The sequence below is a fragment of the Pseudomonas sp. Irchel 3A5 genome (assembly GCF_900187575.1).
Taxonomy (GTDB): domain Bacteria; phylum Pseudomonadota; class Gammaproteobacteria; order Pseudomonadales; family Pseudomonadaceae; genus Aquipseudomonas; species Aquipseudomonas folii.
In genome coordinates this window covers 211,853-226,661 of sequence record NZ_FYDU01000002.1, presented here as the reverse complement: position 1 = coordinate 226,661, position 14,809 = coordinate 211,853, and the positions used below count along the sequence as shown (strand labels likewise).

General features: G+C 56.9%; 15 protein-coding genes. 7 read left to right on the top strand and 8 right to left on the bottom strand.

The window, feature by feature from the left end; translation table 11 throughout:
- The first annotated feature begins 58 nt into the window (after positions 1-58).
- Both zigA and CKW31_RS03620 read left to right on the top strand, forming a co-directional pair.
- Positions 59-1,267, top strand: a complete 1,209-nt coding sequence (gene zigA, locus CKW31_RS03625; RefSeq protein ID WP_095093073.1) for a zinc metallochaperone GTPase ZigA — start codon at positions 59-61, stop codon at positions 1,265-1,267.
- Positions 1,267-1,917, top strand: coding sequence for a DUF1826 domain-containing protein (locus CKW31_RS03620; protein ID WP_095093072.1), 651 nt, complete (start codon positions 1,267-1,269; stop codon positions 1,915-1,917). The genes zigA and CKW31_RS03620 overlap by 1 nt, the downstream gene beginning before the upstream one ends.
- 187 nt (positions 1,918-2,104) lie before the next feature.
- On the opposite strand, the gene CKW31_RS03615 is transcribed toward CKW31_RS03620, so the two are convergent.
- Complete coding sequence (locus CKW31_RS03615; protein WP_371856681.1) at positions 2,105-2,452, bottom strand: NADH:ubiquinone oxidoreductase; 348 nt, start codon at positions 2,450-2,452, stop codon at positions 2,105-2,107.
- Between the two features lie 41 nt (positions 2,453-2,493).
- On the opposite strand from CKW31_RS03615, the gene CKW31_RS03610 reads away from it, so the two are divergent.
- Positions 2,494-3,471, top strand: coding sequence for a GTP-binding protein (locus CKW31_RS03610; RefSeq protein WP_095093070.1), 978 nt, complete (start codon positions 2,494-2,496; stop codon positions 3,469-3,471).
- Between the two features lie 28 nt (positions 3,472-3,499).
- Here the strand turns inward: CKW31_RS03610 and CKW31_RS03605 are convergent, their stop codons facing one another.
- The gene (locus CKW31_RS03605; protein WP_095093069.1) at positions 3,500-3,892 is read right to left on the bottom strand and encodes a DUF3301 domain-containing protein; all 393 of its coding nucleotides are present in this window, start codon (positions 3,890-3,892) and stop codon (positions 3,500-3,502) included.
- Positions 3,893-4,005: 113 nt separating this feature from the next.
- Here CKW31_RS03605 and pdxY point away from each other — a divergent pair, with 113 nt between their 5' ends.
- Positions 4,006-4,872 (top strand): pyridoxal kinase PdxY, encoded by an 867-nt coding sequence (gene pdxY, locus CKW31_RS03600; RefSeq protein WP_095093068.1) that lies wholly within the window; start codon positions 4,006-4,008, stop codon positions 4,870-4,872.
- 168 nt (positions 4,873-5,040) lie between these two features.
- Here the strand turns inward: pdxY and CKW31_RS03595 are convergent, their stop codons facing one another.
- The gene (locus tag CKW31_RS03595) at positions 5,041-5,526 is read right to left on the bottom strand and encodes an acyl-CoA thioesterase (protein ID WP_027901706.1); all 486 of its coding nucleotides are present in this window, start codon (positions 5,524-5,526) and stop codon (positions 5,041-5,043) included.
- 298 nt (positions 5,527-5,824) lie between these two features.
- On the opposite strand from CKW31_RS03595, the gene CKW31_RS03590 reads away from it, so the two are divergent.
- Positions 5,825-7,588 carry a cation:proton antiporter gene (locus CKW31_RS03590; protein ID WP_095093067.1) on the top strand — a complete coding sequence of 588 codons (1,764 nt, stop codon included), beginning with the start codon at positions 5,825-5,827 and terminating at the stop codon, positions 7,586-7,588.
- A 139-nt stretch (positions 7,589-7,727) separates the two neighbouring features.
- Here CKW31_RS03590 and CKW31_RS03585 read toward each other — a convergent pair whose 3' ends face one another.
- The 3 genes from CKW31_RS03585 to uvrD all read right to left on the bottom strand — a co-directional run bounded on the left by CKW31_RS03585 (position 7,728) and on the right by uvrD (position 11,856).
- Positions 7,728-8,135 (bottom strand): SMI1/KNR4 family protein, encoded by a 408-nt coding sequence (locus CKW31_RS03585; RefSeq protein WP_027901704.1) that lies wholly within the window; start codon positions 8,133-8,135, stop codon positions 7,728-7,730.
- A gap of 133 nt (positions 8,136-8,268) precedes the next feature.
- Positions 8,269-9,120 carry a Tim44 domain-containing protein gene (locus CKW31_RS03580; protein ID WP_095093066.1) on the bottom strand — a complete coding sequence of 284 codons (852 nt, stop codon included), beginning with the start codon at positions 9,118-9,120 and terminating at the stop codon, positions 8,269-8,271.
- Positions 9,121-9,672: 552 nt separating this feature from the next.
- Positions 9,673-11,856: a DNA helicase II gene (gene uvrD, locus CKW31_RS03575; RefSeq protein ID WP_095093065.1), complete on the bottom strand. Its 2,184-nt coding sequence runs from the start codon at positions 11,854-11,856 to the stop codon at positions 9,673-9,675.
- Positions 11,857-12,107: 251 nt separating this feature from the next.
- Here uvrD and hexR point away from each other — a divergent pair, with 251 nt between their 5' ends.
- Positions 12,108-12,974 (top strand): transcriptional regulator HexR, encoded by an 867-nt coding sequence (gene hexR, locus CKW31_RS03570; RefSeq protein ID WP_027902358.1) that lies wholly within the window; start codon positions 12,108-12,110, stop codon positions 12,972-12,974.
- Between the two features lie 79 nt (positions 12,975-13,053).
- On the opposite strand, the gene CKW31_RS03565 is transcribed toward hexR, so the two are convergent.
- Entirely contained in the window at positions 13,054-13,371 is a 318-nt protein-coding gene (locus CKW31_RS03565) for a hypothetical protein (RefSeq protein WP_095093064.1), read from the bottom strand.
- Between the two features lie 212 nt (positions 13,372-13,583).
- Here CKW31_RS03565 and CKW31_RS03560 point away from each other — a divergent pair, with 212 nt between their 5' ends.
- On the top strand, positions 13,584-13,808 hold the full coding sequence (locus CKW31_RS03560; protein WP_080238321.1) for a PA3496 family putative envelope integrity protein: 225 nt from the start codon (positions 13,584-13,586) through the stop codon (positions 13,806-13,808).
- On the opposite strand, the gene CKW31_RS03555 is transcribed toward CKW31_RS03560, so the two are convergent.
- Entirely contained in the window at positions 13,762-14,712 is a 951-nt protein-coding gene (locus CKW31_RS03555; RefSeq protein WP_095093063.1) for a LysR family transcriptional regulator, read from the bottom strand. The two genes, CKW31_RS03560 and CKW31_RS03555, sit on opposite strands and share 47 nt — an antisense overlap.
- Positions 14,713-14,809 lie beyond the last annotated feature (97 nt).

The following is a 14,809-nucleotide window of genomic DNA, read 5'->3' as shown; positions in this document are numbered from 1 at the left end:
GGTGCCTGGCACCGCCATGCGAACAGGGTCTAAACCCTGCAACCTGATGAGAATACCGATGCCAAACCGTCTTCCCGTAACCGTGCTGTCCGGCTTTCTCGGTGCCGGTAAAAGCACGTTGTTGAACTACATACTGCGCAATCGCGAAGATCTACGGGTCGCCGTGATCGTCAACGATATGAGCGAAATCAACATCGATGGCGGCGAAGTTCAGCGCGATGTGAGCCTGAACCGTGGGGAAGAAAAACTCATCGAGATGAGCAATGGCTGCATTTGCTGCACCCTTCGCGAAGACCTGCTCGAAGAAGTCAGCCGTCTGGCCCAGGACGGCCGTTTTGATTATTTATTGATCGAGTCCACCGGTATTTCCGAGCCGTTGCCAGTCGCAGAGACTTTCACTTTTCGCGACGAGGCCGGTAAGAGCCTTACTGATATGGCGAGGCTGGACACCATGGTCACCGTCGTCGACGGGGTGAATTTCCTGCTCGACTATCAGGCAGCAGAAAGCCTCGCGACCCGGGGTGAGACGTTGGGTGAAGATGACGATCGCTCCATCACCGATTTGCTTATCGAACAGATCGAGTTCGCTGATGTGATTCTGCTCAGCAAGATCGACCTGATCAGTTCCAGCGAACGCGAAGAGCTGATCGCGATTCTGCAGCGACTCAATGCGAATGCCGAAATCATCCCGATGGTCATGGGCGAGGTGCCGTTGGCGAAGATCCTCAACACCGGTCGTTTCGACTTCGAACGGGCGTCATTGGCTCCCGGCTGGCTCAAGGAATTACGCGGTGAGCACGTGCCGGAAACCGAGGAATATGGCATTGCTTCCACGGCGTATCGCGCTCGGCGACCTTTTCATCCGGAGCGCTTCTTCAGCTTCATTGATCGCGAGTGGACCAACGGCAAACTGCTGCGTTCCAAAGGCTTCTTTTGGCTGGCCAGCAAGCATCAGGATGCCGGGAGCTGGTCTCAGGCCGGAGGTTTGATGCGCCACGGTTTCGCCGGTCGCTGGTGGAGGTTTGTGCCGCGTGCGCATTGGCCTCAAGACGAAGAAAACATCACTGCGATCATGGATAACTGGACATCACAGACCGGTGATTGCCGACAGGAGTTGGTATTCATCGGCCAGAACATCGATTTCGTGCAGCTCACCGCCGAACTGGATAACTGCTTGCTCACCGACGCGGAAATGGCCCTGGGCACTGATGGCTGGGCGGCGCTCCCCGATCCATTTGGCCCGTGGCATGAAATGGAGGCGGCGTAATGCTTGCTACGGTATTGAAATGGCAGCCCCGCATCCGCCAGGTTCAGGGCGATACTCCGGCCATTCTTAGCCAGGTATTGGAAGACGATGTGAATCTGGCGGTCTGGCAGCGTCAGTTGCCTGCGCACATCGAAGACTTTGGCGCGCTGCTGCTCTCCATGAATGAGCCTCTGGCGGAGGCCATCACACTGGAGATGAGCGAGAACGATACGCCGCCGAATCTTCAGCACTTTGCTTCGGCTTATGCCGATCTCGAAGGCTATACAGGTTTTATAGCCGACGTCTCTTGGCTGATCAGCGCTTATGCCTGCCTGTTGGGGGCCAAGCGTGTCGGGGTTAGATTACGGGTACTGGATAAAGCCATGTGCCCACGTTTCCATGTCGATCACGTACCGGCGCGCCTGATAACCACCTATGCCGGTATCGGCAGCCAATGGCTCAAAGAGGGTGCTATGGATCGTCGTCAGTTGGGCGACCCCCAGGCCGAGCCTCGTGATGCGCTGAAAATCAGGCAGATCAATTGCGGCGACGTGGCATTGCTCAAGGGCGAGCGCTGGATCGGCAACGAAGGCCAAGGCCTGATACACCGCTCGCCGCCGTTGCAGCGTGATGAGCGGCGGTTGCTGCTGACCCTGGATTGGTTGGCTTAGAAGCATATTGGGCATGAGATCTGCTCTCACAAGAATCACTGATGACGTGGGACCGGCTTCAGCCGGGAAGAGGCCGGGACAGTCACTACTTTTTCATCGTCAGAAATGCCGCTTTCCCGGCTGAAGCCGGTCCCACGTCAGCTTGCCGACAACATAGACTCTCCCACAGTAAAGTCGTACCAGCTATTCACGGCACCAACCACTTCCCCTGACTCTGCCCTTCACAAAACGGCTTCAAATACTGCGCGTCGCTGGCGACGCCGTAATAGTGAAGGTCTTCGCGATAAGGCATATTGGCGACTTGCGCGTTGCTGCAAATGCCAAAGGCTCCGGTGGGGCATTGCTCCAGAAACGTCACATCGGTTTTCTGCCCTGCGAGTTGCGGCTGGCAAAAGCCGTCATGAAACAATTTGGGCGGGATGTTGCGATTGGCCTGACAGACTTTCACGTCCAGCCGCTCGGCCTGACTGTGCACCAGACACGCCTCGGCCCATGCGTTTCCTGCACTCGTTGCCAGTATCATCCCCAGGAACATCCCGATTCTGGCCTTAAACGCCTTCGTCATAAGCGACCACCATGCTGCAGAACATCCCGACCCACGTCATCGGCGGACCTTTGGGGGCAGGCAAGACCAGCCTCATCAAACATCTGTTGGCGCAAAAGCCGGCAGATGAGCGATGGGCGATCCTCATTAATGAGTTCGGTCAGATCGGCCTCGACGCCGCGCTGCTGACCACGGCCGATGATGGTATCGCACTTGGCGAAGTGGCTGGCGGTTGCCTGTGCTGCGTCAACGGCGCGCCCTTTCAGATTGGATTGGGTCGTTTGCTGCGCAAGTCCCGACCACATCGATTGCTGATCGAGCCGTCCGGCCTCGGCCATCCTGTGCAGTTGATCGAACAGTTGCAGCAAGCGCCCTGGCTGGGTGTGCTCACGGTTCAGCCCAGCGTCATGGTGCTCGACGCCGCAGGATTAGCTGCGGGTCATCCTCTGCCGCCCAGTCAGGCGTCGGCGCTGGAGGCTGCAGGATTGTTGGTGCTGAACAAATCAGCAGACCTGGATCTATCGGCGCGACAGAAGCTTATTAGGCAATTGCCTGCAGGCGAGTTGATCTGGACTGAACAGGGTCGCATTTTACTGGCGCAATTGCCCGGCGTGTCCGCAAGTTCCGATTTGCCTGGGGATAAATCTGCTGTGGATAACCTCGTGCTGCCCAAGAGCCTTGGGCAACATCCTGCTGTATGGACTGATCCAGCGCAGCCCATTTGCCTCAGTCAGTCTCAACAGGAAGGCTGGAGCATCGGCTGGCGTTGGCACCCCAGACAGCGCTTCGACCTGGCCCGGCTGGAAATGTGGTTGCAGGGGATGAACTGGCGTCGCGCCAAACTGGTTATTCACAGCGAGAAGGGGTGGCTGTCTGGCAACGCAGTCGCTGGGGATGCTTTGCAGTGGCGGGCCAGCGAGTGGCGACGGGACTCTCGGCTCGAATTGATCTTCATGCAGCCCCAGGATGAAACCCGCTTGCAGGCTGAACTGACTGCTTGTTTGCTCTAGAACAACTTATCCACAAGTGGCGCGTGATCTACTGCTTCCACTTGTTGTGTTCTTGCCGCCATTGGCTCAGTTGGATAACTTCTGCGCTGGGGGGTGGCGTTTTCATTTCGAAGGGGTAGGGTGCCAGTTCGATCTGTGCGCTGTGGGCGCCAAACATGGTGATGGTGCCGGGGTGACGCTGCTCGCCGGTGACGGTGAACTCGAAGTTATACACACGGGCCAGCCGTTTGCGGCCCTGTGAGTCCTTGGCAAACGTTAATTTGCGCAACGCCACGTTGCCGTCCAGCAACTCCACATCCAGTTTCGCGCAGTGTTGTTTGACGCGCTCCAAGGCGCGTTCGCGCAATCCATGGGCGTGCCATAGCCATGCCGCACCGGTAGCCAATAGCATCAGGACAAACATGTTTCCCAGGGTCAGCATGAAGAAGCACTCCAACAAAGTGCCACCAGCTTAACTGTGTCCGGGGATTTGCAGCCATACTGCGCGACTTAAATTTCTTACTACTGCACTTGCATCGTGTTCAGGAACCCCAGATGAAACGTACACCCCATTTGCTCGCCATCCAGTCCCATGTGGTTTTCGGCCACGCAGGCAACAGCGCTGCGGTGTTTCCGATGCAGCGAATCGGGGTGAATGTCTGGCCGCTCAACACGGTGCAGTTTTCCAATCACACCCAGTACGGAAAGTGGGCTGGCGACGTGCTGCCCCCGCAACAGATTCCCGCGCTGATTGACGGTATTGCAGCGATTGGTGAGTTGGGCAATTGCGATGCGGTGCTTTCCGGCTATCTGGGCAGCGCCGCTCAGGGCCGAGCGATTCTGGTGGGCGTCGAGCGGATCAAAGCCGCCAATCCTAATGCGCTGTATCTGTGCGATCCGGTGATGGGGCATCCCGAGAAAGGCTGCAGCGTACCCGCCGAAGTCAGCGATTTTCTTCTCGAAGAAGCGGCGGCTGTGGCGGACTTCATGTGCCCGAATCAGTTGGAACTGGATAGCTTCTCTGGCCGTAAACCTGAGTCGTTGTCCGATTGCGTGGCCATGGCGCGCGCCTTGTTGGACCGAGGCCCGAAAGCCATTGTGGTCAAACATGTGGATTACCCTGGCAAGCCTGCTGACGGCTTTGAAATGTTGCTGGTGACCGCCGATGGCAGCTGGCACTTGCGTCGCCCGCTACTGGCCTTTCCGCGCCAGCCAGTGGGTGTTGGCGACCTGACGTCCGGATTGTTCCTGGCGCGTGTGCTGCTCGGGGATGAACTGGTCGCGGCTTTTGAATTTGCCGCAGCGGCGGTGCATGAAGTGCTGCTGGAGACTCAGGCGTGCGGCAGCTACGAACTGGAACTGGTCCGCGCCCAGGACCGCACGGCTCATCCTCGGGTGAAGTTTGAGGCTGTGCGGTTGTAGAGTGTGGTCAGCACGGTTCCCTGTGGGAGCTGGGCTTGCCCGCGATAAACGATCACGCGGTGTATCTTATATCTGCGTCTCATATATCGCGCGCAAGCCCGGCTCCCACAGGAATAGCATTCCAATTGATAGTCTGTATTGCCTGATATACCGGAGTTGAGTCTCGCCTTAGAGCGTCTCGTCCTTGATTTCCTGATAACGCTTTTCCAGTTCCTGGCGGATCTGCCGACGCTGTTGGGCCTGAATGTAGCGGCGTTTGCCATCCGGGCTTTCTGGTTCCAGCGGCGGGACGCTGGCCGGTTTGCGCTGATCGTCCACGGCAACCATGGTGAAGAAACAGCTATTGGTGTGGCGCACCGAGCGCTCGCGGATGTTTTCCGTGACGACCTTGATGCCCACTTCCATTGACGTGTTGCCGGTGTAGTTCACCGACGCCAGGAAAGTCACCAATTCACCCACATGGATGGGTTCGCGAAATATCACCTGATCCACTGACAGCGTCACCACGTAACGGCCTGCATATCGGCTCGCACAGGCATACGCAACTTCGTCGAGATATTTCAACAGGGTGCCGCCGTGTACGTTGCCAGAAAAGTTGGCCATGTCCGGGGTCATCAATACAGTCATCGACAGCTGGGCGTTTCCGGGTTCCATAGCGTACTCACGATCAAGGCGGTTCAGAAATTGCACCTTATGACGGTGCTTACGGATTCAAGCGTTGTGTGACAGTTATCGGGACGCTTACTGGCTACGGGCCGTCACGCGTGCAGCCGATCTGTTTCCATATATTGCACCGGCTTTATCGATGAATGCGCGGTGTTAACCTGCAAAAGCCCGTGGATCGGGCAATTTCTTACAAATTAATCAGATTTCTGCACTGCAGTGGCTGAATTTTCCTTCGTCTTGGGGAGAATTTGGCCCGCCGCAATGCGTTTTATAAGGAGCCGGAACCATGCATGCCATCAGCTTTATTCAGGATTTGGCAGTGATCATGCTGGTGGCTGGCGTCGTGACCATCCTCTTTCATCGCCTCAAACAGCCCGTCGTGCTGGGCTACATCGTCGCGGGTTTCATCATAGGCCCCCATACACCGCCGTTCGGGCTGATCCATGACGAAGACACGATCAAGACCCTTGCCGAACTGGGGGTGATTTTCCTGATGTTCTGCCTGGGGCTGGAGTTCAGCCTGCGCAAGCTGTTCAAGGTAGGCGCAACGGCCTTCATTGCAGCGTTTCTCGAAATTACCCTGATGATCTGGATCGGGTATGAAATCGGTCAGTACTTCGGCTGGAGCACCATGGATTCGCTGTTCCTCGGCGCGATCCTCGCGATTTCTTCGACGACCATCATTGTCAAAGCGCTCAACGACCTGAAGATGAAAAACCAGCCCTTTGCGCAGCTGATCTTTGGCGTGTTGATCGTCGAGGACATTTTGGGCATCGGCATCATCGCTTTGTTGTCCGGGATCGCTGTCAGTGGCTCGGTCAGCTCGGGCGAAGTTTTTTCCACCGTCGGCAAGCTGTCGCTGTTCATGATCGTTGCGTTGGTGATCGGTATTCTGGTGGTGCCGCGCTTGCTGGCTTACGTGGCGAAGTTTGAAAGCAATGAGATGCTGCTGATTACCGTGCTGGGCCTGTGCTTCGGCTTCTGTTTGCTGGTCGTGAAACTGGAATACAGCATGGTGCTGGGCGCGTTCCTGATTGGCGCGATTATGGCCGAATCGCGCCAATTGCTGAAAATCGAACGCTTGATCGAGCCGATTCGTGACATGTTTAGCGCCATTTTCTTCGTCGCGATCGGCTTGATGATCGATCCCGCGATTCTGGTTCAATATGCCTTGCCGATTGCAGTCATCACCGTTGCGGTTGTCCTCGGCAAGATGCTGTCCTGCGGGCTGGGTGCTTTTCTCGCAGGTAATGATGGCAAGACCTCGCTGCGGGTGGGTATGGGCCTGTCACAGATTGGCGAATTTTCCTTCATCATTGCGGCGCTGGGCATGACCTTGCAGGTCACCAGCGACTTTCTGTATCCGGTGGCGGTCGCCGTCTCCGCTATCACGACGTTGCTGACGCCTTATCTGATTCGCGGTGCCGACCCTTTGTCGAACCAACTGGCGAGCATCATGCCTCGCCGCGTAGCGCGGGTGTTTGGCATGTACGGTGAGTGGCTACGCAGCATCCAGCCGCAAGGCGAGGGTGCCCTGCTGGCGTCGATGATTCGGCGGATTCTGTTGCAGGTCGGGGTCAATCTGGCGTTGGTCGTCGCTATCTTCTTCTGCGGGGGCTATTTCGCCGAGCGCATCGGCGTGTACATCAGCGACTGGGTCAGCGACGTGGGTCAGCAGAAAGCATGGATTTGCGGGGCTGCCTTGTTGCTTTCGCTGCCTTTCCTGATCGCGGCCTATCGCAAGCTCAAAGCGTTGTCGATGCTATTGGCTGAGATGGGCGTCAAACCAGAGATGGCGGGTCGGCACACGGCGCGAGTGCGCAAAGTGATCGCCGAGGTGATCCCGCTGCTGTCTTTGCTGGTGATCTTCGTCATGCTCGCCGCCTTATCCGCCAGCATCCTGCCGACCAACGAATTGCTGATCCTGATCGCCGTGATCGCAGCCATCGTCGCGGCAGTCGCGTGGCGCTGGTTCATCAGAGTGCATACCCGCATGCAGATCGCGTTGCTGGAGACGCTGGGGAATAATCAGGAGTCGAATGGGCATTAGGTCGGAACGTACACCCCTATTCTCCTGTGGAAGCGGTGCTTGCCCGCGATAAGGCTGGACGCGGTTCACTTTAGATCGCATTGACCTTATCGCGGGCAAGCACCGCTCCCACATGAAGCAGACAGTGGGGCTACATGACTCAGCTTTCCAGCCAGACGTCCCGCGCCCAGTGCCATACCGATTCCCAGCTTTCTTCGGTGACCAGCTCTTCTTCGCCGGACCACAGCACCACGGTGCCGTCTTCTTCGACGCAGTAGTAGTCCTCACCGTCCTGGCAGATCGGGATCAGCTCGCGCGGCACGCCGATGTCCCAGGCGGAGGCGGCGACTTCCGGCAGGTAAGTGTGCGATCCAGGGTCGGTAACCGTCACCGGCTCCAGACTGCCATACACCACGTCGCTCACGGTCAGGAGAAATTCCTTGAAGACGAAGGGGATGTTGATGAACAGCTGTTCTTCGACCTCAACGAGTTGATCCTCGTCGGGCAGCTCCAGCGGAACCGGAACAGGTTCATTCGCTTCGCGTAATTGTTCAATGACTTCTTCCACGGCCTGGCTCCTCTGACTTGATGGCGCGGTTTATACAGTAGCTTAAAGCGTTTCTCAAAATAACTATCCCAACGGATAAAACAAAAACCCCGGACAAGTCCGGGGTTTCTGCTTACGCGTGGAGCGGTCTAAATCAACCGTTCTGGCGAATACCTGCAACCAGCCAAGGCTGATTATCACCCTGAGCACGTTCCATGTTCCAGCTTTCGCTGAACACTTCACCCTGATCGAAGCGCGAAGACTTGGACACACCACTGAACGTCAGCGTGGCGATGGTCTTGTCTGCGCGATCATCCAGACCGTCCAGTTGCACGGTCAGGTTGTCGATATAGGTCGACTGGAAGGCGTCGCCCAGATCCGCACGTTCTTTTTTCAGGAACTGCAGCATTTGTGGGGTCACGAACTCTTCGATCTTGTCCATCTCGTTCGCGTCCCAGTGCTGTTGCAGCGACTGGAAGTGGCTACGAGCGGCTTCAATGAAGCGAGTTTCGTTGAACCAGGCCGGAGCGTTGATCACCGGAGCGGCGGCCGATGCTGCACCCGAACCACCGAAGATGGAGTTCTGGGCAGGCTGTTGAGCGTTTTCACGCTGATAGGTCATCGGGCCAGCGGCGGTAGCCATTTGCTCGCCTTGTTGCTTACGACGACGTGCCGCGATGAAGCGGAAGATCAGGAAGGCAATGACCGCCATGATCAGGATGTCGAAGATCTGCATCCCCTGGAAGCCGTCGCCCATGAACATGGAAGCGAGCAGGCCGCCGGCTGCGATACCGGCCAATGGGCCGAGCCAGCGGGAAGCACCGCTAGCAGCAGGGCGACCAGCAGCGGTTGGCGCTGCAGCTGGAGTGGTCGGAGTGGCTTGGCGCGACTGGTGACTTGGCGCCGAGCCCATGCTCTTGCCGCCACCGAAACGCGCAGCATTGGCTTCGAAGCTCATGGTGAGCCCGATGCACAACGCCATAGCGATGCTTAGAAAACGTTGCATAAGGGTATTCCCGTTTTGTGGATTGCACGCGCGCCATATTGCATAGGGCATATGTGTCTGGCTAGCGGCCATATGTTTCCGGCTTTTGCGTGATTGCCGAAGACCCTATGTAGATTGGTCCGTAGGGCATTGGCGAAAGTTCTGTAGGACTGATCGCCGGACAGTGTCATCTATATGGTGCTGGGCGCATGGAGATTCAAGCGGGATGGCTTGAAGGCCGGAAGCGGTGGTTCAGGCCTGCCGCCTCGCGAACGAGTCCGCTCCTGCTACTAAGTGCGCTGTGAACGCTCAAATGTGGGAGCTGAGCTTGCTCGCGATGAACGATAACGCGGTCTGTCTGGCAAACCGCGTCGCGAATATCGCAGGCAAGCCTCGCTCCCACAGAATTCACTGATGACGTGGGACCGGCTTCAGCCGGGAAGCGGCAGTGACAGACGTTGGATTTTTATCTGCAGAAATATCGCCTTCCCGGCTAAAGCCGGTCCCACGTCGTCAATCAGCTTGCAGGCAAACATAGAATCTCCCACAAAAAGGCGCGTTCAACGTGTCGAATCAAATTGCTTCCAGCTTCGCGTAGCCCATCATCAGCCACTTGCTGCCTTCGGCAAAGTTGACCTGCACCCGTGCCTGAGCGCCAGCGCCTTCAAAGTTCAGGATCACGCCTTCGCCAAATACTGCATGCTGCACACGTTGCCCAAGGCTGAAGGCGGTCTCCGGAATGCCAGCGCCGTTGAACAGGCTGCTGTTGCTGACCTTCTGCGTACCACCGAAAGGTCGGGTGACGCTATTGGACAAACGCACTTCCTGAATCAGCAGCGGCGGAATTTCACGTACGAAACGAGACACCTTGTTGTAGGTCTCGCTGCCGTACAGACGACGGGTTTCTGCGTAGGTCATCACCAGCTGTTGCATGGCGCGGGTGATGCCGACGTACGCCAGACGTCGCTCCTCTTCCAGACGCCCCGGTTCTTCCAGGCTCATCTTGTGGGGGAACAGGCCTTCTTCCATGCCCACCAGGAACACGTAAGGGAATTCCAGGCCCTTGGCACTGTGCAAGGTCATCAGCTGAATGCTGTCTTCATGCTCTTCAGCCTGGGTATCCCCGGCTTCCAGCGAAGCGTGCCCAAGGAAGGCGGCCAATGGGGTCAGTTCGGCGTCGTCTTCGTTGTTTTCGAAGTTGCGTGCGGCGCTGACCAGTTCCTCAAGGTTTTCTACCCGTGCCTGACCTTTTTCGCCTTTCTCTTCCTTGTGGTAGTTGATCAGCCCGGACTGCTCGATAACGGTTTGCGTCATCAAATGCAGCGGCATCTCCATGACCTTGGCTGCAAGGTTTTCGATCAGCTCGACGAAACCGCCCAGCGCGCTTGCTGCACGGCCGGTCAGGCCTTTATTGGCGATCAGTTGGCGAGTGGCTTCCCACATCGAGACATCGGCATGGCGAGCATGCTGACGAATCGCTTCAACGGTTTTTTCGCCGATGCCGCGGGCCGGAACGTTGATGATCCGCTCCAGTGCCGCATCGTTGCCACGACCTTCGAGCAAGCGCAGGTAAGCCATGGCGTTCTTGATTTCAGCGCGTTCAAAAAAGCGCTGGCCGCCATAAATGCGGTACGGAATTCGTTCGCGCAGCAACGCTTCTTCAAGCACTCGGGATTGGGCATTGGAGCGATAAAGGATGGCGATTTCGCTGCGGGCAAGACCAGTCTTGAGTGCGCTTTCAATGGTTTCAACCACGTAGCGGGCTTCGTCGTGTTCGTTGAAGGCCGCGTACAGATTAATCAGTTCGCCATCGCCGACATCCGTCCACAGCTCTTTGCCCATACGGCCGCTGTTATTGATGATCAGCCCGTTAGCAGCCTTGAGGATGCTGGCGGTCGAGCGATAGTTCTGCTCAAGACGAATGACTTCGGTGTCCGGGAAGTCCGACGAATACTGGTGGATGTTCTCGATCTTCGCGCCGCGCCAGCCGTAAATCGACTGGTCGTCATCGCCCACTACCATCAGGCTGTCGCCACCCTGCGCCAGCAAGCGCAGCCATGCGTACTGCACGGCGTTGGTGTCCTGGAATTCGTCCACCAGCACATGGCGGAAGCGGCGCTGGTAATGAGCAAGCAGCCCGGGATTGTCGCGCCACAGGTCAAGCGCCCGCAGCAGCAGCTCGGAAAAGTCGATCACCCCGGCACGCTGGCAGGCGACCTCATAGGCTTCATAGACCGACTTCATGGTGGTCAGGAACAGATCGCCGCTGGCCTGAATATGCTTCGGGCGCAGGCCTTCGTCTTTTTGACCGTTGATAAACCACGTGGCTTGTTTGACGGGCCAGCGTTGTTCATCCAGCCCCAGCTCGCGCATGACGCGCTTGACCAGGCGTTGCTGGTCGTCGCTGTCCAGAATCTGGAAGGTCTGCGCCAGATTGGCTTCCTGCCAGTGCGCCCGCAACAAACGGTGCGCAAGGCCGTGGAACGTGCCCACCCACATGCCTGCCGGGTTGATGCCCATCAGTTGTTCGATCCGGTGGCGCATTTCTGCGGCCGCCTTGTTGGTGAACGTCACCGACAGGACCGAATGTGGCGAGGCTTGCTCGACCTGGATCAACCAGGCGATGCGATGCACCAGCACACGGGTTTTGCCGGAACCAGCGCCGGCCAGGACCAACTGACGACCCACGGAGGCAGCTACGGCCTGACGTTGGGCATCGTTGAGGGAATTAAGCAGAAGGGAGAGATCATCGCGCATCGACGCATTCTAGGGTGCCGAGCGAAACCGGGCAAACCATGCTTTGCGCGAATCGACAAAAGCCATGTCTGGCGACGGGCGGCGAGCGGTTGCCCGGACATCGAGTGTTTGCATCAAGGGAATGCGACGAGGCGGCGGGCGAACTGCGATTTATGATCAGAGGAGCGTTTAACTGGGCGTCCCGCAGGTCATGTAGTATAACTACAAAAAAGCTACATCCCGTCCCATGCACCTTTGCCGAGTCTGCCCCTTTGAATCTGCTGCAACACATCGCTCAGTCACGCCATCTGTTACGCAAGTCGGAGCTGAAAGTCGCCGACCACGTGCTGCTTGACCCTGCGGCTGTGATGCACAGTTCCATGGCCGATCTGGCGCATAGCGTTGGTATCAGTGAACCGACCATTGTGCGCTTCTGCCGTGCCATTGGTTGTACGGGCTTTCAGGACCTGAAGCTCAAGCTGGCGCAGAGCCTTGCTGCCGGGGCGAGCTTCGGCCAGTTCGCGATTCACGAAGATGACTCGGTCGCTGACTACAGCCTGAAGATCTTCGATACTACGCTGCACACCTTGATGGAAGTTCGCGAAAACCTTGATCCCCATGCGTTGCAGTTGGCGGTGACGGCCATGGCCGCAGCCAAGCGGGTCGAGTTTTATGGTTTTGGTGCGTCGGGCGCGGTAGCGGCTGATGCTCAGCACAAGTTCTTCCGGCTGTTGCTAAGCGCGGCGGCTTATTCGGATCCGCACATGCAGGCCATGTCGGCCGTTACATTGGTCCCCTCCGACGTCGCTGTCTGCATTTCCCAGTCCGGGCGCTCCAAGGATCTGCTGATTACGGCAAATCTGGTTCGCGAGACGGGTGCGACGTTGATCACTTTGTGCCCAAGTCAGACGCCATTGGCTGAATTGTCGTCAGTCAATTTGGCAATTGATGTGCATGAAGACACCGAAATCTACACGCCGTTGACTTCGCGTATCGCGCATCTGGTTGTCATCGATGTGCTGGCAATGGGTGTAGCCATGGCTCGCGGGCCTAGTCTGGTCAACCATCTGAAGAGCGTGAAGCGCAGTTTGCGCAGTCTTCGTCTGTCGCCCAAGTCGATCAAATCCCACGAAGATTGATAAATCATCGATTACAAAAACGCTCACCAGTGACCTTTTGGAGACTGGTGAGCGTTGCCGAAAAATCTCGGGCTTCTACTCAGTTGATGATCTCAACATCGTTGATGCGGATCAGCTCTTTGCCATCGTGGAAAATGGCGATTTCTGGTACGTCGTAAGTGCTTGCCTGCGAGAACGCAACGGCCTTTTCGGTCATTACGGTCAGGCCGGTGCCTTTGCTTTCAAATTGCAGATCCAGTCTCAGACCCTGGGATTTATCCTGGACGGCGGCTACAACCAGAGTCGGTAGGGTGTTGCTGTTTGGAACAGTAACAGTGCCGGACACCAGCAATGTTGGGCCTGCCAAACCCGGCATTTTGTTGATGCGGGCATACCAGTCTTTGTGTTGAATAATCATTGTTTAGCTCCTTGCTAATAGATAGTTAGTTGCGTCCTGCGTCGTCACTATCTCAAAGGCCTGCCGAGTCGCTGCACTACATATCTATAGTGTTGATACCACTTGTTTCCTCCGGGGCGCCTACACCTTCATCGTTCCGTCACCATTGCGCCGTTGATTTGTCACCATCGGGGCTCATTCTGATACTCCCGCAACGCACTGGGAGACAGGATATGCCTCGGCACTACGATGACTCGCAACAGAGCAGCACCGTCAAAACCCGCCGTCAGCAGGAAGATCAGCGACGTATGGGGTTCCGTCGGGCAATAGAGAGCTATTCAGAAGCGCGTCGGCTCAATCAGGAGCTGTGCGACTTTGAGGAGAGCGTTTCAGAGCGCTTCTGGCAGGCGGCTAAACCTTTGGAAGACGCCCGTCGAAACGCTCCATCAGCTGGCTGATCTGCGCACGTTCGGTGCGGATGAACGCCAGGAAGGCGTGCGCCACGGGCGACAGGCGGCGATCCCGAGCCTGCACCACGCACCAACTGCGATACAGCGGCAACTCTGCCACCGGTAACTCCTTGAGCATGCCGGTGGCAAGTTCCAGACTGACCGCGTGACGAGTCAGCATCGCGATGCCCAGCCCGGCCAGTACGCTTTCACGCTGCGCCTCGTGAGCCGACATCTCAACGGTCGTGGTGAAATGCACACGCTTGTCTTTGAAATACTCTTCGCAGGCCTTGCGAGTCCCTGAACCATTTTCCCGAATCAGCAATGTATAGGGCTCCAGATCCTTGAGTGCCAACGTACGTCCGTCGCATAACGGATGATCCGGCGGAGCGACGGCCACAATCGGATTATTGAGAAACGGCAGGAATTCCAGGCCCATGTCCTGGGGCACCATGGACATTACGACCAGATCATCGCGGTTATCCGACAGCCTTCTGATCACTTGAGCGCGATTGACCACTGTCAGGTTGAGAATGACTTCCGGGTATTTACGCTTGAAGGCGGCAAACAGGTGGGGAATGAAGTATTTGCAGCTCGATTCGACGGCTAGCTTCAACTGCCCTTGTAGCGAGCCCTGCATGTCAGTGAGCTGCATATCCAGGCTTTCCAGGCGTCCGAAAATATCGCGACTGGCCAGTTGCAGCGCTTGCGCGGCTTCGGTCAGGTAAAGCTTTTTGCCGACGTACTCAAACAGCGGCTGGCCTACGAGCTCTTCAAGCTGACGAATCTGCAGACTGACAGCCGGCTGCGTGAGCGACATTTCCTCTGCTGCTCTGCTGTATGAACGCAAATCACACACTTCGTTGAAAATCCGTAACTGACGCAATGTCATACGCATCAATGACTTACGCATTTATAACGGCTCCGCCTGCTCGCTGAAGCATCAACTATAAGTCTTTACTTATACACAACCCAATTTTTACTCATTTTTATTAATCCCTGATCGGGCA

Coding starts and splice junctions, on each gene's coding strand:
- zigA (WP_095093073.1), top strand. CDS start 59: ATGCCAAACCGTCTTCCCGTAACCGTGCTGTCCGGCTTTCTCGGTGCC.
- CKW31_RS03620 (WP_095093072.1), top strand. CDS start 1,267: ATGCTTGCTACGGTATTGAAATGGCAGCCCCGCATCCGCCAGGTTCAG.
- CKW31_RS03615 (WP_371856681.1), bottom strand. CDS start 2,452: ATGTTCCTGGGGATGATACTGGCAACGAGTGCAGGAAACGCATGGGCC.
- CKW31_RS03610 (WP_095093070.1), top strand. CDS start 2,494: ATGCTGCAGAACATCCCGACCCACGTCATCGGCGGACCTTTGGGGGCA.
- CKW31_RS03605 (WP_095093069.1), bottom strand. CDS start 3,892: ATGCTGACCCTGGGAAACATGTTTGTCCTGATGCTATTGGCTACCGGT.
- pdxY (WP_095093068.1), top strand. CDS start 4,006: ATGAAACGTACACCCCATTTGCTCGCCATCCAGTCCCATGTGGTTTTC.
- CKW31_RS03595 (WP_027901706.1), bottom strand. CDS start 5,526: ATGGAACCCGGAAACGCCCAGCTGTCGATGACTGTATTGATGACCCCG.
- CKW31_RS03590 (WP_095093067.1), top strand. CDS start 5,825: ATGCATGCCATCAGCTTTATTCAGGATTTGGCAGTGATCATGCTGGTG.
- CKW31_RS03580 (WP_095093066.1), bottom strand. CDS start 9,120: ATGCAACGTTTTCTAAGCATCGCTATGGCGTTGTGCATCGGGCTCACC.
- uvrD (WP_095093065.1), bottom strand. CDS start 11,856: ATGCGCGATGATCTCTCCCTTCTGCTTAATTCCCTCAACGATGCCCAA.
- CKW31_RS03565 (WP_095093064.1), bottom strand. CDS start 13,371: ATGATTATTCAACACAAAGACTGGTATGCCCGCATCAACAAAATGCCG.
- CKW31_RS03560 (WP_080238321.1), top strand. CDS start 13,584: ATGCCTCGGCACTACGATGACTCGCAACAGAGCAGCACCGTCAAAACC.
- CKW31_RS03555 (WP_095093063.1), bottom strand. CDS start 14,712: ATGCGTAAGTCATTGATGCGTATGACATTGCGTCAGTTACGGATTTTC.